The 22,378-nt window shown below is 55.7% G+C and carries 14 protein-coding genes; all 14 read right to left on the bottom strand.

The genetic code is table 11. The features are described from left to right. Positions 1-80: 80 nt before the first annotated feature. A complete protein-coding gene (gene tuf, locus M2305_RS09885) occupies positions 81-1,271 on the bottom strand; it encodes an elongation factor Tu (RefSeq protein ID WP_086632949.1) in 1,191 nt (396 codons plus the stop codon). A 112-nt stretch (positions 1,272-1,383) separates the two neighbouring features. Continuing rightward, complete coding sequence (rpsG, locus tag M2305_RS09880) at positions 1,384-1,860, bottom strand: 30S ribosomal protein S7 (RefSeq protein ID WP_046901175.1); 477 nt, start codon at positions 1,858-1,860, stop codon at positions 1,384-1,386. A 12-nt stretch (positions 1,861-1,872) separates the two neighbouring features. Then, complete coding sequence (gene rpsL / locus M2305_RS09875) at positions 1,873-2,244, bottom strand: 30S ribosomal protein S12 (protein ID WP_010502158.1); 372 nt, start codon at positions 2,242-2,244, stop codon at positions 1,873-1,875. A 386-nt stretch (positions 2,245-2,630) separates the two neighbouring features. Then, complete coding sequence (rpoC, locus tag M2305_RS09870) at positions 2,631-6,947, bottom strand: DNA-directed RNA polymerase subunit beta' (RefSeq protein WP_086632948.1); 4,317 nt, start codon at positions 6,945-6,947, stop codon at positions 2,631-2,633. Between the two features lie 80 nt (positions 6,948-7,027). Next, positions 7,028-11,200, bottom strand: a complete 4,173-nt coding sequence (gene rpoB, locus M2305_RS09865; RefSeq protein WP_099213177.1) for a DNA-directed RNA polymerase subunit beta — start codon at positions 11,198-11,200, stop codon at positions 7,028-7,030. 242 nt (positions 11,201-11,442) lie between these two features. Next, positions 11,443-11,814 (bottom strand): 50S ribosomal protein L7/L12, encoded by a 372-nt coding sequence (gene rplL, locus M2305_RS09860; protein ID WP_064275059.1) that lies wholly within the window; start codon positions 11,812-11,814, stop codon positions 11,443-11,445. A 66-nt stretch (positions 11,815-11,880) separates the two neighbouring features. After that, entirely contained in the window at positions 11,881-12,399 is a 519-nt protein-coding gene (gene rplJ, locus M2305_RS09855) for a 50S ribosomal protein L10 (RefSeq protein ID WP_046901171.1), read from the bottom strand. 312 nt (positions 12,400-12,711) lie between these two features. Then, positions 12,712-13,404, bottom strand: a complete 693-nt coding sequence (gene rplA, locus M2305_RS09850) for a 50S ribosomal protein L1 (protein ID WP_046901170.1) — start codon at positions 13,402-13,404, stop codon at positions 12,712-12,714. Positions 13,405-13,408: 4 nt separating this feature from the next. Then, complete coding sequence (gene rplK / locus M2305_RS09845) at positions 13,409-13,843, bottom strand: 50S ribosomal protein L11 (RefSeq protein ID WP_046901169.1); 435 nt, start codon at positions 13,841-13,843, stop codon at positions 13,409-13,411. A 107-nt stretch (positions 13,844-13,950) separates the two neighbouring features. Further along, positions 13,951-15,579, bottom strand: a complete 1,629-nt coding sequence (locus tag M2305_RS09840) for an efflux transporter outer membrane subunit (protein ID WP_264649256.1) — start codon at positions 15,577-15,579, stop codon at positions 13,951-13,953. Beyond that, positions 15,579-16,805: an efflux RND transporter periplasmic adaptor subunit gene (locus tag M2305_RS09835; protein WP_046901168.1), complete on the bottom strand. Its 1,227-nt coding sequence runs from the start codon at positions 16,803-16,805 to the stop codon at positions 15,579-15,581. The genes M2305_RS09840 and M2305_RS09835 overlap by 1 nt, the downstream gene beginning before the upstream one ends. A 59-nt stretch (positions 16,806-16,864) precedes the next feature. Next, positions 16,865-20,032: an efflux RND transporter permease subunit gene (locus M2305_RS09830; protein ID WP_086632945.1), complete on the bottom strand. Its 3,168-nt coding sequence runs from the start codon at positions 20,030-20,032 to the stop codon at positions 16,865-16,867. 170 nt (positions 20,033-20,202) lie between these two features. Beyond that, positions 20,203-21,627 (bottom strand): sensor histidine kinase, encoded by a 1,425-nt coding sequence (locus M2305_RS09825; protein ID WP_099213175.1) that lies wholly within the window; start codon positions 21,625-21,627, stop codon positions 20,203-20,205. Next, on the bottom strand, positions 21,614-22,345 hold the full coding sequence (locus M2305_RS09820) for a response regulator transcription factor (protein WP_086632943.1): 732 nt from the start codon (positions 22,343-22,345) through the stop codon (positions 21,614-21,616). The genes M2305_RS09825 and M2305_RS09820 overlap by 14 nt, the downstream gene beginning before the upstream one ends. Positions 22,346-22,378 lie beyond the last annotated feature (33 nt).

The raw sequence follows: 22,378 nt of genomic DNA, 5'->3' as shown, positions 1-22,378 counted from the left end.
ACTGCCATTGCATCTGAAAGGGAACCCCGGCCAGAAATAAATCTGGCCGGGGCTTCCATATCAACGGCGAAACGCAGGACTTAGGCGCTGATTGAAGAAACCACGCCTGCACCCACGGTGCGGCCACCTTCGCGAATTGCGAAGCGGAGGCCTTCGTCCATGGCGATCGGAGCAATCAGCTCGACATCCATGGCTACGTTATCACCCGGCATGACCATTTCCGTGCCTTCTGGCAGCGTCACGACGCCAGTGACGTCGGTCGTACGGAAATAGAACTGCGGGCGGTAGTTCGTGAAGAACGGCGTATGACGGCCACCTTCTTCCTTTGTGAGGATGTAAGCCTCAGCCTTGAACGTCTTGTGCGGCGTAATGGAACCTGGCTTTGCAAGAACCTGACCACGCTCAACGTCTTCACGCTTCGTGCCACGAACCAGTGCACCGATGTTATCACCGGCTTCACCGCGATCGAGCAGCTTGCGGAACATCTCAACGCCCGTAACGGTTGTCTTGATGGTGTCCTTCAGGCCGATGATTTCAACTTCATCGCCAACGTTCACAACGCCACGCTCGACACGGCCGGTAACAACCGTACCACGACCAGAGATCGAGAATACGTCTTCGATCGGCATCAGGAACGGACGATCGACCGGACGCTCAGGCTGCGGAATGTAGGTGTCTACAGCTTCCATCAGCTCAAGAACGCGATCTTCACCGATGGTGGCATCACCATCTTCAAGAGTCACAAGAGCAGAACCCTTGACAATGGGGATATCGTCGCCTGGGAACTGGTAGGAAGACAGAAGCTCACGAACTTCCATTTCCACGAGCTCGAGCAGCTCTTCGTCATCAACCTGATCGACCTTGTTCAGGAACACGACCAGAGCAGGAACACCGACCTGACGGGCAAGCAGGATGTGCTCACGCGTCTGTGGCATCGGGCCGTCAGCAGCGGACACAACCAGGATTGCGCCATCCATCTGAGCGGCACCGGTGATCATGTTCTTGACGTAGTCAGCATGGCCAGGGCAGTCGACGTGAGCGTAGTGACGGTTCTTCGTCTCATACTCAACGTGAGCCGTGGAGATGGTGATACCACGAGCGCGCTCTTCAGGAGCCTTGTCGATCTGGTCATATGCGCTGAACGTTGCACCACCGGTCTTTGCCAGCACCTTGGTGATTGCAGCAGTCAGCGAGGTCTTGCCGTGATCGACGTGACCGATCGTACCAATGTTGCAGTGCGGCTTGTTCCGCTCGAATTTAGCCTTTGCCATCGTCTTTCTCCAAAACCCTGCCTTCCACGAGGCAGAGATAAGACTGAAAGTTCATCCAGTCAGTACCTGTTAGATTCCCAGATACTGCCGGAAGCCCTTTAGCGGGTTCTGATTACCAGCGATAGTGACTGAATGCCTTGTTGGCTTCAGCCATACGGTGGGTGTCTTCGCGCTTCTTTACAGCAGCGCCACGATTGTTAACCGCGTCCATCAGTTCGTTGGACAAGCGCTCCTGCATCGTGTTCTCACCGCGCTTGCGGGAGGCATCGATCAACCACCGGATCGCCAGAGCCTGACGGCGCTCAGTGCGCACTTCGACAGGCACCTGATAGGTAGCACCACCGACACGACGTGAACGGACTTCAACAGCCGGCTTCACGTTGTCCAGAGCCGAGTGGAACATAGCCACCGGGTCAGCAGTTGCACCACCACGGTGACGCAGAACCTCGAGAGCACCGTAAACGATGCCTTCGGCGGTGGATTTCTTTCCATCGTACATCAGCGCATTCATGAAGCGCGTGATGACGATGTCTCCGAATTTTGGATCGGGAAGGATCTCACGCTTTACAGCGCGGTGACGGCGACTCATTCCAAATACCTCTTACTTCGGACGCTTCGCGCCGTACAGCGAACGACGCTGACGACGCTTAGCGATGCCCTGCGTGTCAAGCACGCCTCGCAGGATGTGATAACGCACACCAGGAAGATCCTTCACTCGCCCACCACGGATCAGAACAACACTGTGTTCCTGAAGGTTATGACCTTCACCCGGAATGTAGCTTACGACCTCGTACCCGTTGGTCAGACGCACCTTGGCGACCTTACGCAGAGCGGAGTTCGGCTTCTTTGGCGTTACCGTGTACACGCGCGTGCATACGCCACGCTTCTGGGGGCATCCCTGTAGTGCAGGGACCTTATTCCGCTTTGCGGCCGGCTCACGGCCGTTCGCGATCAACTGGTTGATGGTCGGCATGCGCCCTTCCCAATCCTTGTCCTATTCCGGACAGAAAGCACCAGACTTTCTGCCATGACATTTTATTCAAATCGACATGCGGCTAAACCGCCTGCCTATCCCACATTTGGAAAGAGAAACAGCAAAAGCCATTTCCCTCCTTTTGTAGCGTGCGGCCTTGGCATCCCCCGAATCCGGGGTAGCGGCACCACATGCGATTCTTTGTCTTCGACGGCTTTTTTTCGCCTAATTAGACGGGAGTAGCCGAGGGCGCGGAACCTACGAAGGGTTCCGCGTTGAGTCAAGTGTTTCGGCTAAAATTGCGGCGATTCTAAAGAGAGAGTTTTTAGAATCGCCGCAATTTCCCCCCTGCTCTTCTTCTAAAAGAGGAACAGAGGCGTTTCTCATTATTCTGCCGCGTCTTTCACTTCAGCCGCTGAACGGCCAACGCGATGACGATCCTGGCTGGCAGCAATGCCGCGCAGACGGTTCATAACGCTACCAGTACCGGCCGGGATCAGACGACCCACGATCACGTTCTCCTTGAGACCGTTCAGTGTGTCGACCTTACCAGACGTCGCAGCGTCCGTAAGTACGCGCGTCGTCTCCTGGAAGGATGCTGCCGAGATAAAGGACTGCGTCTGCAGAGAAGCCTTGGTAATGCCCTGTAGCACCGGCATAGCCACTGCTGGGGTATCACCGTTTTCCTGAAGACGCTGGTTCTCGATCTCGTACTCAATCCGATCCACGGTCTCGCCGATCAGATAGGTAGAATCCCCTGGCTCCAGAATTTCAACCTTCTGCAGCATCTGACGAACAATGACCTCGATGTGCTTGTCATTGATCTTCACGCCCTGCAGTCGATAGACGTCCTGAATTTCGTTGACCAGATAATCCGAGAGCGCCTCGACACCCATAACTTTCAGGATGTCATGCGGCACACGCGGACCATCGACCAGCGGATCACCCTTCTGAACAAAGTCACCTTCCTGAACGGAAACGTGCTTGCCCTTCGGGATGAGATACTGCGTCTCTTCGCTGGTCTCGTCGTTTTTCACGATAACGCAACGCTTCGACTTGTAATCTTTCCCGAACTCAATACGACCATCGCCTTCGGCAATGATCGCATGATCCTTCGGACGGCGGGCTTCAAACAGTTCGGCAACACGCGGCAGACCACCGGTAATGTCACGGGTCTTGGAACCTTCACGCGGAATACGCGCGAGCACGTCACCAGCATGAACTTCGGCACCATTCTCAATCGACAGAATACTGTCTGGTGAGAGGAAGTACCGAGCATCATTACCATTGGCGAGCTTGACCACATTGCCCGCAGCATCCTTGAGCTGCAGACGTGGACGAAGATCAACACCCTTGGAAGCCTGCTTGTAGTCAACCACAACCTTGGAGCTAAGGCCGGTGACCTCATCCATACGTTCGACAAGCGTGATGCTGTCGATCAGGTCAAGGTATTCAACAGTACCAGCCTGCTCGGTGATGATTGGAAGGGTGTACGGGTCCCACTCGGCCATCTTCTGACCACGTGCAACGGCCTCACCCTCGCCCACCATCAGACGTGCACCATAAGGCACACGATAACGGGCACGCTCGACACCGTTCTCATCGGTCAGCAGGATTTCGCAGTTACGCGACATCACCACCAGAACCTTCTGAGAGTTCTCAACCACGTTGCGGTTCTTGATCGTCACACGTCCATCACGGGAGGCTTCGACCATCGACTGCTCGGCGCCACGCGTTGCTGCACCACCAATATGGAAGGTACGCATCGTCAGCTGCGTACCAGGCTCACCGATGGACTGAGCGGCGATAACGCCGACAGCTTCACCGATGTTCACTGGCGTACCGCGAGCCAGATCACGACCATAGCAATGCGCACAGATACCAACGCGGCTATCGCATGTCAGAACCGAGCGGATCTCCATGCTCTCGACGCCGGCCTTCTCGATGAGCTCGGCTTCAGGCTCCTCGATCAGGGTGTTGCGCGGAAGCAGAACTTCATGCGTCACCGGATGCAGCACATCCTTGGACGTCGTACGTCCTAGAATACGCTCAGACAGCGAAGCGACGACTTCGCCACTATCCATAACTGCACGAACCGTCAGGCCGCGTTCAGTACCGCAATCCGGCTCAACAATGATGCAATCCTGGGCAACGTCAACGAGACGACGCGTCAGATAACCCGAGTTTGCAGTCTTCAGAGCCGTATCCGCGAGGCCCTTACGAGCACCATGGCTGGACGTGAAGTAATCGAGAACCGACAGACCTTCTTTGAAGTTCGCGATAATCGGCTGTTCGATAATTTCGCCCGAAGGCTTCACCATCAGACCGCGCATACCAGCGAGCTGCTTCATCTGGGCTGGCGACCCACGAGCACCGGAGTGGCTCATCATCCAGACAGAGTTGGTCGGCTTACCGATAACCTGCTTGGAGATTTCCTTCAGCATGGCTGCCTGGACTTCGTCCGTGCAACGTGACCATGCGTCAACCACCTTGTTATAGCGCTCGCCAGCGGTGATCAGACCATCCTGATACTGCTGCTCGAATTCCTTGACCTCTTCCGAAGTCTTGGCAACCAGCGGCGCCTTCTCTGCCGGGATGATCATGTCATCCTTGCCGAAGGAGATGCCGGCACGGGCAGCATGACGGAATCCAAGACCCATCAAACGGTCACAGAAGATCACTGCTTCCTTCTGACCACAGTGACGGTAGACCGTGTCAATCACGTCAGACACGTTCTTCTTCGTTAGCTGCTTATTGATCAGGCTGAACGGAATCGCTGGGTGCTTCGGCAGGATTTGCGCAATAAGCGCGCGCCCTGGCGTCGTCACGATCATCTGGCGGATCGGCTTACCGTTTTCATCAACGGTCGGCAGGCGCAGACGAATCTTATCGTGCAGTTGCAGAGTACCCGACAGCATTGCGCTCTCGATTTCTGCAACATCCGAGTAAGCCGGCGGCGCGGCCTTAACGACCTTGTCGCCTTCGATAACAGCTTCGTCTGGCGTTGCGCGATACTCAGGAACTTCAAGGCTCAGATAATAGAGACCCAGAACAATATCCTGAGACGGTACGATAATCGGCTTACCGTTAGCCGGGCTGAGGATGTTGTTTGTGGACATCATCAGCACGCGGGCTTCCAGCTGCGCCTCGAGCGACAACGGAACGTGCACGGCCATCTGATCGCCGTCAAAGTCAGCATTGAACGCGGTACAGACCAGAGGGTGAAGCTGGATAGCCTTCCCTTCGATCAGCGTTGGCTCAAATGCCTGAATACCAAGACGGTGAAGCGTCGGCGCACGGTTCAGCATCACAGGATGCTCGCGGATAACCTCTTCGAGGATATCCCAAACTTCCGGACGCTCTTTCTCCACCATACGCTTTGCAGCTTTAATGGTGGTAGCGTGACCGTACTTCTCAAGCTTCGAGTAGATGAATGGCTTGAAAAGCTCTAGCGCCATCTTCTTTGGAAGACCGCACTGGTGCAGCTTCAGCTCCGGACCAACCACGATGACCGAACGGCCAGAGTAGTCAACGCGCTTACCAAGAAGGTTCTGACGGAAACGGCCCTGCTTGCCCTTTAGCATGTCGGACAGAGACTTCAGCGGACGCTTGTTGGCACCCGTGATGGCACGTCCACGACGACCGTTATCGAACAGCGCATCAACAGATTCCTGAAGCATACGCTTTTCGTTGCGAACAATAATGTCCGGCGCACGAAGCTCGATCAGACGCTTCAGACGGTTATTACGATTGATAACGCGACGATACAGATCATTCAGATCGGACGTGGCAAAACGACCGCCATCCAGCGGGACCAGCGGACGCAGTTCCGGTGGGATCACCGGAATAATGTCCATGATCATCCAATCCGGACGTGAACCACTCTCAACGAATGCCTCAACGAGCTTCAGACGCTTGACCAGCTTCTTGCGAGCAGCCTCGGACGTTGCCTTGCGCAGCTTCTTGCGCATCATCGTCTTTTCGGAATCGCCTTCCATGACCTCAGCGTCATAGTCAAACGGATCCGCCAAGCCCTTTGCCTTAGCGGCAAGGCTCAGTTCACGCTCCTGAGCGTTAGGAATACCCCAGTCATACGTGGAAAGTGCACGCTTGATGGCTTCAGCGCCGATACCGACGTCGATGCCTGCATCCGGATATTCATCCAGAAGATCTTCACAGCGTACTTCGTCCAGAAGGTACTGGTCGCGCTTCTTGCCGTTCTTGTAAGACTCAATTTGATCGGAGTCACAGACTCCCTTGTCGAGCACAAGGAACTTCTCGAAGTACAGAACTGGCTCAACATCCTTGAGAGCCATATCCATCATCGTAGCAATACGGCTAGGAAGCGACTTCAGGAACCAGATATGTGCAACAGGTGAAGCGAGCTCGATATGGCCCATACGCTCACGGCGAACCTTCGCCAGCGTAACTTCAACACCGCACTTTTCACAGACGATGCCGCGGAACTTCATCCGCTTGTATTTTCCGCACAGGCATTCGTAGTCCTTGATCGGACCAAAAATACGCGCACAGAAAAGGCCGTCACGCTCAGGCTTGAACGTCCGGTAATTAATGGTCTCCGGCTTTTTGATTTCACCGTAAGACCAGGAACGGATCTGCTCGCTGGAAGCAAGCTGGATCTTGATCTGATCGAAGGCTACCGACTGGCCAGCCTGACCCAGGATCTTCATGAGTTCGTTCATGCGCCGAAACCCCAATGCGCGCCGCAGCGTCCTGCGGGCGCGTCAAAATTGAACCGTAAAGCGAGCAGCAGAGACGCCAATTAAGCGGCGCCCTGCTCAAGTTCGACATTCAGACCGAGCGACTTCAGTTCCTTGATCAGAACGTTGAAGCTCTCAGGAATACCGGCCTCGAAGTCATCCTGCTCACGCACGATCGCCTCATAAACCTTGGTACGGCCGGACACGTCATCCGACTTCACCGTCAGCATTTCCTGCAGCGTATATGCTGCGCCATACGCCTCAAGTGCCCACACTTCCATCTCACCGAAGCGCTGACCACCGAACTGCGCCTTACCACCCAGCGGCTGCTGCGTAACAAGCGAGTAAGGACCGATCGAACGTGCATGGATCTTGTCGTCGACAAGGTGATGCAGCTTCAGCATGTAGATGTAGCCAACTGTCGTCTTACGCTCGAACAGCTCGCCTGTACGACCATCGATCAGCTGGGACTGGCCAGACTTATCAACGCCAGCCTTCTCCAGCATGTTTTCGATATCGGGGATGGAAGCCCCATCGAAAACAGGCGTAGCAATTGGCAGGCCCTTGCGGAGGTTATTGGCCAGCTCGACAAGCTGCTCGTTAGGAAGCGTTGCCACATCCGTCTCGAACACTTCGTCGCCATAGACATCACGCAGGCGATCAAGCAGTTCCTGCTTACGCTCGCCAGACCGCTGATACTCGTCGACCATTTCCCCGATGCTTGCGCCAATATTGGCGCATGCCCAACCCAGATGGGTTTCAAGGATCTGACCGATGTTCATACGAGACGGCACACCAAGCGGATTGAGAACGATATCAACCGCCTGACCGTTCTCCAGGAACGGCATGTCCTCGACTGGCACAACACGGGAAACAACACCCTTGTTACCATGGCGACCGGCCATCTTATCGCCAGGCTGAAGCTTACGCTTCACAGCGACGAAGACCTTAACCATCTTCATCACCCCAGGCGGCAGTTCATCACCACGCTGAAGCTTCTCGACCTTGTTCTCAAAGCGAGAGTTAATGAGGCGAACAGCTTCGTCGAACTCTGAACGCAGGGTCTCAAGCTCGGCGGTGACTTCGTCAGAAGCAACCGTGACGTTCCGCCATGCAGCGCGAGGATGCTCATCAAGCACCTCTACTGTGATCGGCGTTCCTGCACGGATCCCCTTGAAGCCTGCTCCTGCCACTTCACCAACCAGACGCTCACGCAGACGGTTGTGGAAGCTACGCTCCTGAATGGAACGCTCATCATCACGGTCCTTCGTCAGACGCTCGATTTCAGCGCGTTCGATGGCCATGGCACGTTCGTCCTTGTCCACGCCGCGGCGCGAGAAGACACGAACATCAACGATCGTTCCAGTCGTTCCAGGTGGAAGCTTCAGAGACGTATCACGAACGTCAGAAGCCTTTTCACCAAAAATGGCACGCAGAAGCTTCTCTTCCGGCGTCATCGGGCTTTCGCCCTTTGGTGTCACCTTACCAACAAGAATGTCGCCCGGATTAACCTCTGCACCGACATAAACAATGCCAGCCTCGTCAAGGTTACGAAGAGCTTCTTCGCCGACATTAGGAATGTCGCGCGTAATTTCTTCCTGACCCAGCTTCGTATCACGAGCCATGACTTCGAATTCCTCGATATGAATCGAGGTGAACACGTCATCACGAGCAATACGCTCAGAAATCAGGATGGAGTCTTCGAAGTTGTAACCGTTCCAAGGCATGAACGCGACGAGCACGTTACGACCCAGAGCCAGTTCACCCAGTTCCGTGGACGGACCGTCAGCAATGATGTCGCCAGCATGAACCGTATCACCAACTTTCACCAGCGGGCGCTGGTTGATGCAGGTCGACTGGTTCGAACGCATGTACTTGCGAAGGCGATAAATATCGACGCCCTGAGTTGCACCGGCATCGTCGGTAGCACGGACAACGATACGGGCACCATCGATCTGGTCGATAATACCGTCACGCTTGGCGACGATTGTCGCACCAGAGTCACGTGCAACGGCTGCTTCCATGCCCGTACCAACCAGTGGGGCATCAGCCTTCACCAGCGGAACGGCCTGACGCTGCATGTTCGCACCCATCAGGGCGCGGTTCGCGTCATCGTTCTCAAGGAACGGAATGAGAGCCGCAGCAACAGACACAAGCTGCTTCGGTGATACGTCGCAAGCCGTAACCTGCTCAGGCGGAACAACGCGGAAGTCACCAGACTTACGAACCGAGACCAGTTCGTCCGTCAGATGGCCATCGGCGCTCTGCTTCGCATCGGCCTGGGCAACAACAAGCTTCTCTTCTTCCATGGCGGAAAGATATTTCCAGCCATCCTGAAGAATGCCGTCCTTCACAAGACGATACGGTGTCTCAATGAAGCCGTACTTATTGACCTTGGCATAGGTCGAAAGCGAGTTGATCAGACCAATGTTCGGGCCTTCAGGCGTCTCAATTGGGCAGATACGACCGTAATGCGTCGGATGGACGTCACGAACTTCGAAGCCTGCGCGCTCACGGGTCAGACCGCCCGGGCCAAGCGCCGAGAGACGACGCTTGTGCGTCACTTCGGAAAGCGGGTTTGTCTGATCCATGAACTGGCTCAGCTGCGACGACCCGAAGAACTCACGTACGGCAGCAGCCGCAGGCTTGGCGTTAATCAGATCATGCGGCATGACCGTATCGATATCGACGGAGCCCATGCGTTCGCGGATGGCACGCTCCATACGAAGCAAGCCAACGCGATACTGGTTTTCCATCAGCTCGCCGACAGAGCGAACGCGACGGTTACCAAGGTTATCGATATCGTCGATCTGGCCACGACCATCCTTCAGATCGCACATGATCTTGATGGTACGCAGGATATCTTCCTTGCGCAGAACGCGCAGGGTGTCCGGAGCGTCTACATCAAGACGCATGTTCATCTTGACACGACCAACAGACGAAAGGTCGTAGCGATCCTGGTCAAAGAACAGACCGCGGAACATCGCTTCAGCGGTTTCCTTGGTCGGCGGCTCGCCCGGACGCATGATACGATAGATATCGATCAGTGCTTCGTCACGGCTCGTGTTCTTATCAACTGAGAGCGTGTTGCGGATCCAAGGACCGTGCGAACCATCGATGGAAAGCGTTGGAAGCTCTGTAATTCCCAGCTCTTCAAGTGCTGCCAGACGGTCTTCCGTCAGCTCTTCACCAGCTTCACCGTAGATCTCGCCAGTGTTCTCATTGATGAGATCATGGGCAAGATAGCAGCCAAGAACGTCAAGACGGCCGACCTGAACTACACGGGTCTTTTCAGCAATCTTGCGAACCATGCGCGCTGTCAGCTTGGCATCGGCTTCAGCAACGACTTCACCGGTATCAGCGTCAACCAACGGGCTCAGCAGCTTCTGGCCGCGGAACGCATCAGGCTCGAACGGACGTGCCCAGCCGTCACCCATGCGCGTAAAGGTGACCATGTCGTAGAAGTAAGACAGGATTTCATCCTGGTCCATACCCCGGATGTCTAGACCTTCGACATCACCGCCTTCTGCAATCTTCTCTTCGCGTTGGGCGATATAGTTCGCGCCCTCAAGAGCATAAAGCAGCGTCGTAACTGGAAGCTTACGCTTGCGATCGATGCGGACGTAAATCAGGTCCTTTGCATCGAATTCAAAGTCCAGCCACGAACCACGATACGGAATCACACGGGCGGCAAAAAGATACTTGCCCGAAGAATGCGTCTTGCCCTTATCATGATCGAAGAAGACGCCCGGGCTACGATGCATCTGAGAAACGATGACACGCTCGGTACCATTGATAATGAAGGTGCCATTGTTGGTCATGAGCGGCATGTCGCCCATGTAAACCGGCTGTTCCTTCAAATCATGAATGGAGCGTGAACCTGTGTCTTCATCGATATCCCAAGTCGTAAGACGGAGGATAACCTTCAGCGGAGCTGCAAATGTCAGACCGCGCTGAATGCACTCTTCAACGTCATACTTCGGCTCTTCGAACTCGTAAGACACGAAGTCCAGACGACCGCGACCAGCAAAGTCATTGATTGGAAAAACCGAACGGAAGACTTCCTGCAGACCGGAGTTCTGACGGCTGTCAGGACTCACGTTCATTTGCAGGAACGCTTCGTAGGACGCGCGCTGCACATCGATCAGATTGGGCATCGGCGCAATTTCGGGAATGCGCCCGAAGCTTTTGCGGATCCTCTTGCGTCCCGTGAACGATTTGGTGATCGCGTTCATCTATCTTGCCCTCTGCACCAGACCTTCGAGTCGCCCGGGATTTCATTGTCAGACGAACGTCTGACACGACACGGACGACCGGAACGACCGGCTTTCAGTAATTTCAATACGTAGCGAGCCGCGTATTATACTCTTATTTCCACCAACGGCAAATCGGGCGGGAACCGCATGCGATCCCCGCCCTATCCGTCTGCTTTCGCAGAGGCCGTCCCCTCAGAGAGGAAACGACCCGATCAAGTTGATTACTTGATTTCGACCTTGGCGCCGTTGTCTTCCAGGGTCTTCTTGATCTTCTCGGCTTCGTCCTTGGACACGCCTTCCTTGACGGTCTTCGGTGCGCCTTCAACCAGGTCCTTAGCTTCCTTCAGACCCAGGCCCGTGATGCCACGGATTTCCTTAATCACGTTGATCTTCTTGTCGCCAGCAGCGGCCAGAACAACAGTGAACTCGGTCTGCTCTTCAGCAGGAGCTGCAGCAGCAGCCGGGCCAGCAGCAACAGCTACTGGAGCAGCAGCGGAAACGCCCCACTTCTCTTCGAGAAGCTTGGAAAGCTCAGCAGCTTCGAGAACGGTAAGAGCGGATAGCTCTTCAACAATCTTTGCCAGATCGGCCATGGTCTTATCCTACGTGATGCACTGTTTGATTGGGTTCAAATCTACGCCGCAGCATTGATTTTACTCTTAGGCGGCTTCGCCGGTCTTGGCATAGGCGCCGAAGACGCGAGCAAGCTGGCCTGCCGGAGCCTGAACAACACCTGCGATACGCGTAGCGGGGGTCTGAATCATACCCACCAGCTTCGCACGCAGTTCGTCCAGAGACGGCAGCTCGGCAAGTGTCTTGATTCCAGCGACGTCAAGCGTCTGGGAACCAAGGGAGCCACCGAGCACTACAAGCTTGTCATTCGTCTTGGCGAACTCGACGATCACCTTTGCAACTGCAACCGGGTCTTCAGACCAAGCCAGGGCGGTTGGCCCCTTGAGCAGCGGCGCGATGCCGTCGAATTGGGTCCCATCCAGAGCGCGGCTGGCCAGCCGGTTCTTCGCAACCTTATATGTCGCACCTGCCGCACGAATGCGTCGACGCAGCTCCGTCACATCAGCAACCGTCAGACCCTTGTTCTGGGTGACGACAACCATGGACGTGCTGTTGAACACATCGGCGAGGAACTCGACAAAGGCCCGCTTTTCCGTACGGTCCAAAACCTGTCTCCTCGTCAGTCCGGAACGATCCGGACCAAGTTACCCATGGGATACCCCCGTTTCCGGAAAATACCCCGCTCGCCTGTCCACAGAAGTGAGCGAACCCAGTGCATCCTGGCAAAGCCACTGAAACACTGGCGCCCCGCCTGACGCTCGCCACTCCACGAAGGGAGCATTTAAAGCACCAGAGGTGCTACGTGCGGTCTTGGACAGGTTTGGAAGCAATTCGCGAACGAATTACCCCTACGCCACCATGCCGAAACATGGCGTCATTCCTTGTTGAGGGCTTTCTACAGAAAGCCCTCAATTCAATCAAGCCTCGAAGGAGGACACGTCAACGCGGACGCCCGGACCCATCGTGGAAGACAGCGCTGCCTTCTTCATGTAGGTACCCTTGGCGCCAGACGGACGAGCCTTCTGAACGGCATCGACCAGAGCCTTGATGTTCTCGACCAGCTTGGCTTCATCGAAAGAAGCCTTACCAACGCCGGCATGGATGATACCGGCTTTTTCAGCGCGATACTCAACCTGACCGGACTTGGCAGCCGTGATCGCACCCTTGACGTCCATCGTTACCGTGCCGAGACGCGGGTTCGGCATCAGGCCACGCGGACCAAGAACCTTACCGAGACGACCAACGAGAGCCATCATGTCAGGCGTTGCAATGCAGCGGTCGAAAGCGATTTCGCCAGCCTGGATCTTTTCAGCCAGGTCTTCCGCACCAACAACTTCTGCACCAGCTGCCAAAGCTTCTTCAGCCTTGGCGCCACGTGCGAACACGCCAACGCGAAGTGTCTTGCCCGTGCCGTTCGGCAGGGAGATCAGACCACGAACCATCTGATCAGCATGACGCGGGTCAATACCAAGGTTCAGGGAGATTTCGATAGTCTCATCGAACTTTGCCTTGGCGTTGCTCTTCACCAGAGCAACAGCTTCGGAAAGGGCATATGGCTTGTTGCGCTCGACAGTAGCCTGCGCAGCATTCAGACGCTTGTTCTTGGCCATGATATCAGCCCTCCACCACGTTCAGGCCCATCGACTTCGCGGAGCCGGCGAGCATACGCACGGCGCCATCGAGATCGTTGGCGTTCATGTCCTTGAACTTCGTTTCAGCAATCTCGCGAAGCTGAGACGTCGTCACGGAACCAACAGCCGCAGCCTTACCAACCGTCTGGCTGCCCTTGGAAATCTTGGCGGCCTTCAGAAGGAAGTACGTGTTCGGCGGGGTCTTCGTGATGAAGGAGAACGTACGGTCTGCATACGCGGTGATAACCACCGGGATCGGCATACCTGGCTCAAGCTGCTGCGTCTTCGCGTTGAACTCTTTGCAGAACTGCATGATGTTCAGGCCGCGCTGACCCAGTGCCGGACCTACCGGCGGAGACGGGTTGGCTTTACCAGCCGGGATCTGAAGCTTGATGTAGCCAACAACTTTTTTGGCCATATCCGGGACTCCCCTGTTTGTCGTTCCCGAACCGCGGTGACAACGGAGTCGGACACAGCCGCCCCCTCCCGCGTTCGAAGTGAGGCGGTCCCCTAGACTGGTTTAGCCTAGTGCGTCAACCCTCCGCGGACATTTTTCGTCCCTTTGTCTCCGCTCAGGTCGTTGTCAGCTGCAGACTCATGGGCATCAATTCCCGCCACAGGTGCCGGCTTGTGCAATCCTTCATACTGGAACGCACCAAACGGATCGATCTGCTTCACGCCTGGAAGCTCACTGGCATCCCATCCGCCGCCCAGAGAGCGCACAAGACGGACTGTCGCCTGTATCTGTGACGTCTGCGTCTGAACCAGCCCCAGCCGTGCCTGAAGCGCATCCTGCTGCGCTACGAGAGCATCCAGGTAATTCGACAATCCACCTGTGTAGAGCGCCATGGTCATGCTCTGCGTCCGCAATGCGGCCTCAACAGCTTTCTGCTGCTGGTCCTGAGCAATTTTGTATTGCCCGCTCTGGGTCAGACCGTTTTCCACGTCCTGAAACGCAGACAGGACAACGCCGCGATAGTCATCAACTGAAGCCCGATATTGAGACCACGCCCGCTGCAACGCTGCACGCCGTAGTCCACCCGTAAATGCCGGCTCCACAGCTTGAACTGCAATTTTCCAGAATGCCCGGGAGACACTGGCAAGATCAAATCCGCCATCCTCAAAGCCACCATCCGCGCTCAACGTAATATGCGGATAGAACGCTGCGCGTGATATGCCTATCGCCCGGGAGGCTGCGGCCATATGTCGTTCAGCTGATGCAATATCCGGACGCCGCTCCAGCAGGGACGACGGGAAGCCCGGATTTACCTTCACGACACCAAACCGCATTTTCACGTCGCGAACTGGCGCAATATGGAAACCCGCAGGCGCTGTATTCAGCAGCACGGCGATCGCATTTTCCATCACTCTGCGATCTGCAACCAGAGTGCTCTGAGCGGCCATGGCTGAAAACAGCTGATTCTGCGCACGCGAAACGTCAAGTCCCGCGCCAATAGCACCAGCCTGACGCAGCTCCGTAATTTCTACTGCGGCCTTAAAGTAATGGATTGAGTCTTCATAAACCGCATTCTGGGCATCAAGCCCCCGCAACGCGATATAATCGCTGGCGAGCTCCGCCTCCAGGCTCAGCTTGGCGGACGCATATTCTGCGGCCGTTGCCTGAGCGAGGTTTTTCTCCATCCGTGTTGAGTTACGGATGGAGTCCCAGAAATCGGGCTCCCAGGTTGCAGCACCGCTATAAGCCTGATTTGACTCATACACGAGCGACGAACTGGTTCTCGGATTGTTATACAACCGCCCGACCGAGCCCTTGTTATAGCTCATATGAGCTGCACCGGTGAGCTGCGGATAGAGCTTGCTCTCCGCCTCTCGCGCAACGTCCCGGGCTTGGGTAAAGGCTTCCGCTGCGGCTTGCAGGTCCGGATTGACCTGCAGCATCCGCGTTTCCATCTCGTTCAGGATAGGGTCCTTGAACATCGTCCACCAGTCACTGCGGAGCGCATCATCCGCAGGACGGGCGTTGCCCATGACCCCCTTCCCTTCCCAGCCTTCCGGATAGAGAAATTTCTGGGGATGGTACTCTGGCGCCAGATTGCAGGACGCCAGACCGATGGATAGGACACCAGCCAAAGCCGTCGCCACATGACGGCGAGGCCTGGAGAAATATCCGCGCTTGCGATCAGTCAATCTCATCAACGGGATCCAGCCTCATCCGGATTGGCATCATGCGAACGCACAGATTTCTGGTCCTCTTCCTGCTGAGCCTTGGTCGGAATGTTATAGCCCGGTGTCGTTGGCACAACACGAACCTCATCCCCTTCCAGCAGATCAGCGGTCGGGTTGGCAATAAGCTGGTCATCCTTCGTCACACCACTCAGGATCTGCACAGTCGTCCCGAAGTTGATACCAACCGTGACGCTGACCAGATGGACATGTCCGTTGATAACTTTGGCAACCTGCATTCCCTGGGCCCGGAAAATGATAGCGCCCTCGGGAAGAATCAAAATGTCCGGATTGCCGGGAGCAGCGATATGAGCTGTTGCGTAGGAATTCGGCCAGAGAAGATTGTCCTCATTCCCGATCGTTAGCTCTGTCGTCACAGTTCGCGTAGACGCATTGAACGCGTTTGCCGTTGCCAGGAACGTGGCGCGGAAGCGGCGCCCTGGATACTGCGGAACAGACAGATCAGCCGTAATTTTAGGCGAAATAACGCTCGCAAAATCCTGCGGAACAGAGACGAAAACGCGCATCCGATGAACATCTGCCACCGAAAACAGCTCTGAGGCTGTTCCGCGCGAGTTCACGTTTCCACCCCCTGCATTCACATAGTCACCGACGTTCACCAGACGTGACGTCACGATTCCATCAAATGGAGCGACAATTTTCTTGAAGTCTTCCAGCGCCTGAAACCGCTCGACTTCATGCTCGGCAGCTTCCAGTTCAGCTTTCTGTGCCGCTGCATTTGCAGCCTGCACGTCCACTTCCTGCCGGGAAACAGCCTGCGTCCCCTTCAGAGCAGTCCAGCGCTGAGTCGTGATAACGGCCAGATTATAGCGCGCCAGTTTGACGTTATATTGCGCCTTGGCCGCCTGGAACTGGGCATCAATGCTTGGCGTATTGATTTCAGCCAGAACATCACCACGCTTCACATGCGCGCCGTAGTCCTTGTACCACATTTTCACATAGCCGGAGACCTGAGCGTAAATCGGCGCTTCATACCAGGCTGCCAGATTGGCAGGCAGATCTACCTGACGCGTTTTCGGCCCAGGCTGCGGAGAAATCAGCGTTACCGGCGGAATGGCCGCTTCTTCAGTCACACCGCTGAGCGAATGATAGTGCACGCCTCTTTCAACGATACCCCAGGCAGCCAGCACAATGGCAACCACCACGACACCAAGAAGAATCAGTCTGTTCCGCACGGGTGATCCACTTTCCTGTCGGTTTCCCTGAGGCGTCTGCCCCTGTTGTGTCGGGTGGGTCACGCGCGGTCTCCTTCAGGCCCAGCAGGCCGCTTGTAATGCATTAGGGCAAAGACACAGGGAACGAACAGCAACGTTGCCACTGTTGCGATGAGCAGGCCACCAATCACGGCCTTACCCAGCGGAGCGTTCGAAGAATTACTGATCGACATCGGAATCATGCCGATCATCATGGCAAGCGCTGTCATCAGAACCGGGCGGATACGCTCATATCCCGCCTCCAGAGATGCCAGCAGAACATCACCGTGGTGATCCAGCCGCTCTCGCGCAAACGAGACGACAAGAATGGCATTGGCCGTAGCCGTTCCCATACACATGATCGCACCAGTCAATGCCGGCACAGACAATGGCGTGTGGGTCAGGAACAGGCTCCAGGAAATACCACCAAGCGCACCCGGCAACGCCGTGATGATCACGAACGGATCAAGCCAGGACTGAAAATTCACTACGATGATCAGGTAAACAAGAACAATGGACAGGGCGAGACCGCCAATCAGCTGCACATAGGCATCATTCATGGTCACGGCCTGACCGCGCACCACAAGGGTTGATCCGTGCGGCAGGTCTTTACGCTCTCCGTCAACCACGCGGTTCACTGCGCGCGACAGGGTGCCAAGGTCCGTCCCCTCTGGAGCTGCGTAAATATCGAAGACCGGCATGATGTTGTAATGTGAGATTTCCGCAGGCGTACCGGTCTGAACCAGTTCGCTCAGGGCACCCAGCATCTGCGGGTTCTGGTTGGTGGGATTGCCGTCGCCCTTGTCGATTGGAACGATTTCCAGATCATTCATGGTCTGAAGATAGTTCGCAGGTGTCTGCACATCGATAAGCTGAGACGTCCCCTGAGCATTCAGGTAGTAGGTCTGCCCCACCTGCGCACTACCAGACAGCGTGACGAGAGCATTCAACGCAACGTCCCGCTGCGTGATGCCTGTTCCCAGTGCAAAGCTTCGACGATTGTTGATCAGCAACGTTGGCTGGGTCATCGGCTGCTGAACGGATACGTCCGTGATACCCGGAATATGACGCAGCTTCTTGGCCAAGTGCGTTGCAAAGGCAAAGTTGTTCTGCAGATCACGGCCCGAAATCTGAACGTCAATCGGCGCTGGCAGACCGAAGTTCAGGATCTTGGCGGTCATGTCGCCCGGCTGGAACGTGAAGATTGTTCCAGGAAACGCATCTGTCAGCCCCTTACGGACTTTCTGACGGTATTCCGGGATAGGGCTTTCATCATTCTTGAGCTGAATCGTGATGTCACAATCCTGCGCACCGGTTGTCGGTGACGGCACCATGGCCTGGTTCAACTGACTGAACGGCAAGCCACAGTTATTCACGACATTCTCGACCTGACCCGGCAGGATTTCCCGCAGGCGCTTTTCTGCGAGCCCAGCGATTTTGCCTGTCTCTTCAATACGCGTGCCAACCGGTGCGCGCATATGCATCTGAAGCGTACCGGATTTGATTTCGGGGAAGAAATCCTGCCCAACGAACAACAGCAGGGCCATGGATGCCACAGCCGCCAGAAGGAACATGGCAACAAATCGGCCGCGAATAGCAATCAGGCCCGACAGGATACCTTTGTAATGCTCGCGGAAGCTCGTAAACCGGGCTTCAAAGCCTCTCTGGAACCGTCCGAAAAAGCCTGGCTTACGATGATGCCACTCCGGATCGCGGTGCATCTTCACCTGCGCCGGAAGCAGCCAGTTCGCCATTGTCGGGACGAGTGTTCGTGAGAGAATGAAGGACGCAATCATCGCGAAGATGATGGCCTCGGCCATTGGCATGAAGAGCCAGCCGGAAACGCCCGTCAGCTCGAAAAGCGGTAGCCAGACGATACAGATACAGGTTGTCGATACGAATGTCGGGATAACAATCTGATTGGCTGCATCAATGATGGCGTCTTCAAGCTCTTTCCCCATCTCAAGATGGGCATCGATATTCTCAATCATGACGGTCGCGTCATCCACGAGAATACCGACAGCCAGAGCAAGACCACCCAGTGTCATGACGTTAATCGACTGCCCCGCAATACTAAGGCCGATCAACGAACAGAGCATGGCCAGCGGAATAGACGTCGCAACGATGACGGTAGAGCGCCAGGAACCGAGGAAGAGCAGAACTGTCAAACTGGTCAGAATCGCAGCGGTGATCATCTCACGCACCACGTCAAAAACCGACTCTTTCACGAAGCCTGACGCGTCCGTCAGTACGTTCAGAGTAGTGCCTGCGGGCAACGTAGCCTTGATCTGAGGCAGAAGCGCCTTCACGCCCGCGACGACAGACAGGGTCGAGGCGTCACCACTTTTCAGGATGACGATCAGAACGGCCTGCTGCCCCTTCACCAGAACAGCATTGATCTGGGGAGGGCCCCCTCGATGCACCCACGCGACATCTCGCAGATAGATAACGGAGTTCCCCACCTGCTTGATGGGCATTTTGTTGAAGACCGAGAGATCAAGCGGGGTCGAGTTGGTCTTCACCATCCAGTCAATGGACCCGACCTTCTGATCACCAGCTGGCAGAACAATGTTCTGGCGGTTCAGCGCATTCGCAACGTCCTCAGGTGAAAGACGGTGAGCCTGAAGTTTGATCGGGTCGATATCGACCATGATGTCCGGCGCAAGACCACCATATGGATTCGGAATGGCTGCACCCGCGACCGGCACAAGCGCCGGACGAATCAGGTTGGACGCCATGTTGTAGATTTCCGACCCGGACATGGTCGAATTATTGACCTGCAATGTCAGAACCGGGACGGAAGAAGCATCCAGCGCAATGATCAGCGGCGGCGTCGCCCCGGTGGGCATCTGCTTGATGACCGTCTGGGAAACAGACGTAATCTGCGTTTGCGCAACCGCAGTATTCGTTCCGGGCTGGAAGAAAACCTTGACGATGCCACGGCCGTAGTAAGACGAGCTCTCAATATGCTCGATATTACTGACAGTCGCTGTTAGCGATCTTTCGTAATAATAAACAATACGACCCGACATATCGTCTGGCATGAGCCCAGTATAGGACCAGACAATCGCAACAATAGGGATCTTGATTGAAGGAAAAACGTCCGTCGGCGTCGAAACAATCGCCCTGACCCCAAAAATAAGGATCATGATCGAAAGAACAACGAACGTATAAGGCCGTTTGAGGGCCGTTACGACGATGGCATTCATGCGTCTGCGATGCTCCCGTTCCTGGATGATCGGAGCTGCGCGATTACGTCAGTCTTTTTCAGTCTCAACGGGCGTCCCCTTTAAATTGAGACAAGTCATACCGGACACAGGAAGTGCGACAAGCAAAATTGAATTTAAGAAAGACCGGATTCAGGCATGAAACAGAAATGTCATGTAATACTGGCACTACGATCGGAGCCACTGCGCCCTGAAAAATGAATCGTAAATACTGATCCTGCCAGTTCCTGATTGGGCCGGAACGCACTGATTTTCAGCGTTGCCCCATGCAAATGCAGAATTGCAGATACAAGACTCAAACCAAGACCACTTCCCGGAATGTGACGACTTTTGTCTGAACGGTAGAATCGCCCCAGTACGGCGCCCCGCTCTTCCTCCGCAATCCCGATGCCCGTGTCATGAACCTGAAGCCAGGCGCAGCCCTGCTCGTCCTGCCCGACCATCAACCCAACATCCCCGCCTGGAGGGGTGAACTTGATGGCGTTGTCCACGAGATTTGCCAGAACCTCGTTCAGGAGATCCATATCTCCATAGAGTGGGATCGCGCGATCGGCGCCTTCCACACTCAGAGCCAACCCACCAGCCTCGGCAATTGGCTCATAGAGATCTGCGATACCCGCAACCAGCTCCGACAGATCCATCGTTGTGAATCCAGCCTGCCGGCGTCCGTTCTCAATTTCACCGATACGCAGCAGCGCCGTAATCACGGAAAAGCACTGATCCAGATCCTGCGTGGCCCGCAGGATGATGGACTTGAGGTGAACAGGATCATCTGACGACGAGAGTGCTCGCTCCAACCGCGCCCGCACACGTGCCAGTGGGGTCCTAAGATCGTGCGCAATATCGTTGCCAACATCCCGAATTTCATCAAGCAGATGTTCAAGCCGATCCAGCATCCGGTTCACGGCGCCTGCAAGACGCTCGATATCATCCCATTCGCGCCCAGCGGGCAAACGCTCATGCAGATCGCCCGCCATGATCCGCTCAATAGCCTGCCGCATCTCCTTGACCCGCGCCAAGGCCCGATGACTGAGAAACAATCCCGCCAGCAGCGCAAACAGCACCATTGGCACCAGTGAGATCAGCGCTGCCCGCTTGATGATGTACCGGAGCTCATCCGCCATATGCATGGAGCGGGCAAGGACCAGAATCCGATCCCCTGCTCCGCCACCCGGCCCCGGAACTTCTATCGCCAGATATCGCATCTCATAGGGTGTGTCCCCCGGAGGCGCGACTTTGAGCCGACGCGTCCGGTTGGAGACCTCCAGCCCTTCAGGCCAACGCCGAATGTCACCAACAATACGGTTGTGATTTAGATCGAAGAGGCCAGCGCCATTCAAAATGACGCGCAGGTCCGTCTTGCTTCGTTCCCGGACGACGTCTTCCAGACGCTCAGGCGTTTCCTGAACGAGAAGTGCTGCCTCGCGCCGAAGCAGATCGCTGGAACGAGCACTTTCGTAACCGTTCATCTGGGCATAGACGAGCAGGAACTGCATCGTGATGCCGCCGATCATTGCCACCACGAATGCCAGTGTCAGCCGGAACGTGGCCGTCCGGAAAATGTCAGTCCGATACACGCAGACTGAACCCCGCACCCCGGATGCTATGGATCAGCGGCGTTTCGCCCTGAAGATCAATCTTCCTGCGCAACTTGCCGATATGCACGTCCACCAGATTGGTCTGTGGCACAAAGCGGTAATTCCACACGTCCTCAAGCAGCATCGTGCGGGTCAGAACGGTGCCCGGGCGGCGCATCATGTATTCCAGAAGACGGAACTCACGCGGCAGAAGCTCAACGTCCCGGCCACTGCGAGACACCTTGCGTTCAATCAGGTCCATTTCAAGCGGACCAACACGCAGAACCGTTACACGGCTATCCGTGGGACGCCGCAGCAAAGCCTCCAATCGGGCAGCAAGCTCTTCCATGGCGAACGGCTTTGTAAGGTAGTCGTCACCGCCCGCCTTCAAGCCATTCACACGGTCATCAACTGCGGACAATGCGGAAAGAACCAGAACAGGAAGTGTGATCTTCTGGCGGCGCAGGGCCTCGATAACACTCAGGCCGTCCATCTCAGGCAACATACGATCAACGACCATCAGGTCGTATTGACCGGACTGCGCAGCTTCGAGGCCCAGAATGCCGTTATCGACCCACGTCACATCATAACCGCGCGTCTTCAGTTCCTCGGAGACTTCCGACGCAATACTTTCATCGTCCTCAATCAGCAGGAGACGAATGACAGGCTCAATCGGGCGGGAGACCGCCTCGTGCTCAGGTACGGGCATCATGCTCATAACTGTCACATGCGGGAATATATCCTGTCATCC

It is taken from the genome of Gluconobacter cerinus, from assembly GCF_025961355.1.
GTDB classification, from domain to species: domain Bacteria; phylum Pseudomonadota; class Alphaproteobacteria; order Acetobacterales; family Acetobacteraceae; genus Gluconobacter; species Gluconobacter cerinus.
The sequence above is the reverse complement of the archived record's forward strand: the minus strand, read 5'-3'. Positions and strand labels throughout refer to the sequence as shown.

Bases quoted from the DNA above. Each gene is read 5' to 3' on its own strand.
- rpsG (WP_046901175.1), bottom strand. From the start codon at position 1,860: ATGAGTCGCCGTCACCGCGCTGTAAAGCGTGAGATCCTTCCCGATCCA.
- rpoC (WP_086632948.1), bottom strand. From the start codon at position 6,947: ATGAACGAACTCATGAAGATCCTGGGTCAGGCTGGCCAGTCGGTAGCC.
- rplK (WP_046901169.1), bottom strand. From the start codon at position 13,843: ATGGCCAAAAAAGTTGTTGGCTACATCAAGCTTCAGATCCCGGCTGGT.
- M2305_RS09830 (WP_086632945.1), bottom strand. From the start codon at position 20,032: ATGAATGCCATCGTCGTAACGGCCCTCAAACGGCCTTATACGTTCGTT.
- rplL (WP_064275059.1), bottom strand. From the start codon at position 11,814: ATGGCCGATCTGGCAAAGATTGTTGAAGAGCTATCCGCTCTTACCGTT.
- rpoB (WP_099213177.1), bottom strand. From the start codon at position 11,200: ATGAACGCGATCACCAAATCGTTCACGGGACGCAAGAGGATCCGCAAA.
- M2305_RS09820 (WP_086632943.1), bottom strand. From the start codon at position 22,345: ATGAGCATGATGCCCGTACCTGAGCACGAGGCGGTCTCCCGCCCGATT.
- M2305_RS09840 (WP_264649256.1), bottom strand. From the start codon at position 15,579: ATGAGATTGACTGATCGCAAGCGCGGATATTTCTCCAGGCCTCGCCGT.
- tuf (WP_086632949.1), bottom strand. From the start codon at position 1,271: ATGGCAAAGGCTAAATTCGAGCGGAACAAGCCGCACTGCAACATTGGT.
- rpsL (WP_010502158.1), bottom strand. From the start codon at position 2,244: ATGCCGACCATCAACCAGTTGATCGCGAACGGCCGTGAGCCGGCCGCA.
- rplA (WP_046901170.1), bottom strand. From the start codon at position 13,404: ATGGCCAAGAACAAGCGTCTGAATGCTGCGCAGGCTACTGTCGAGCGC.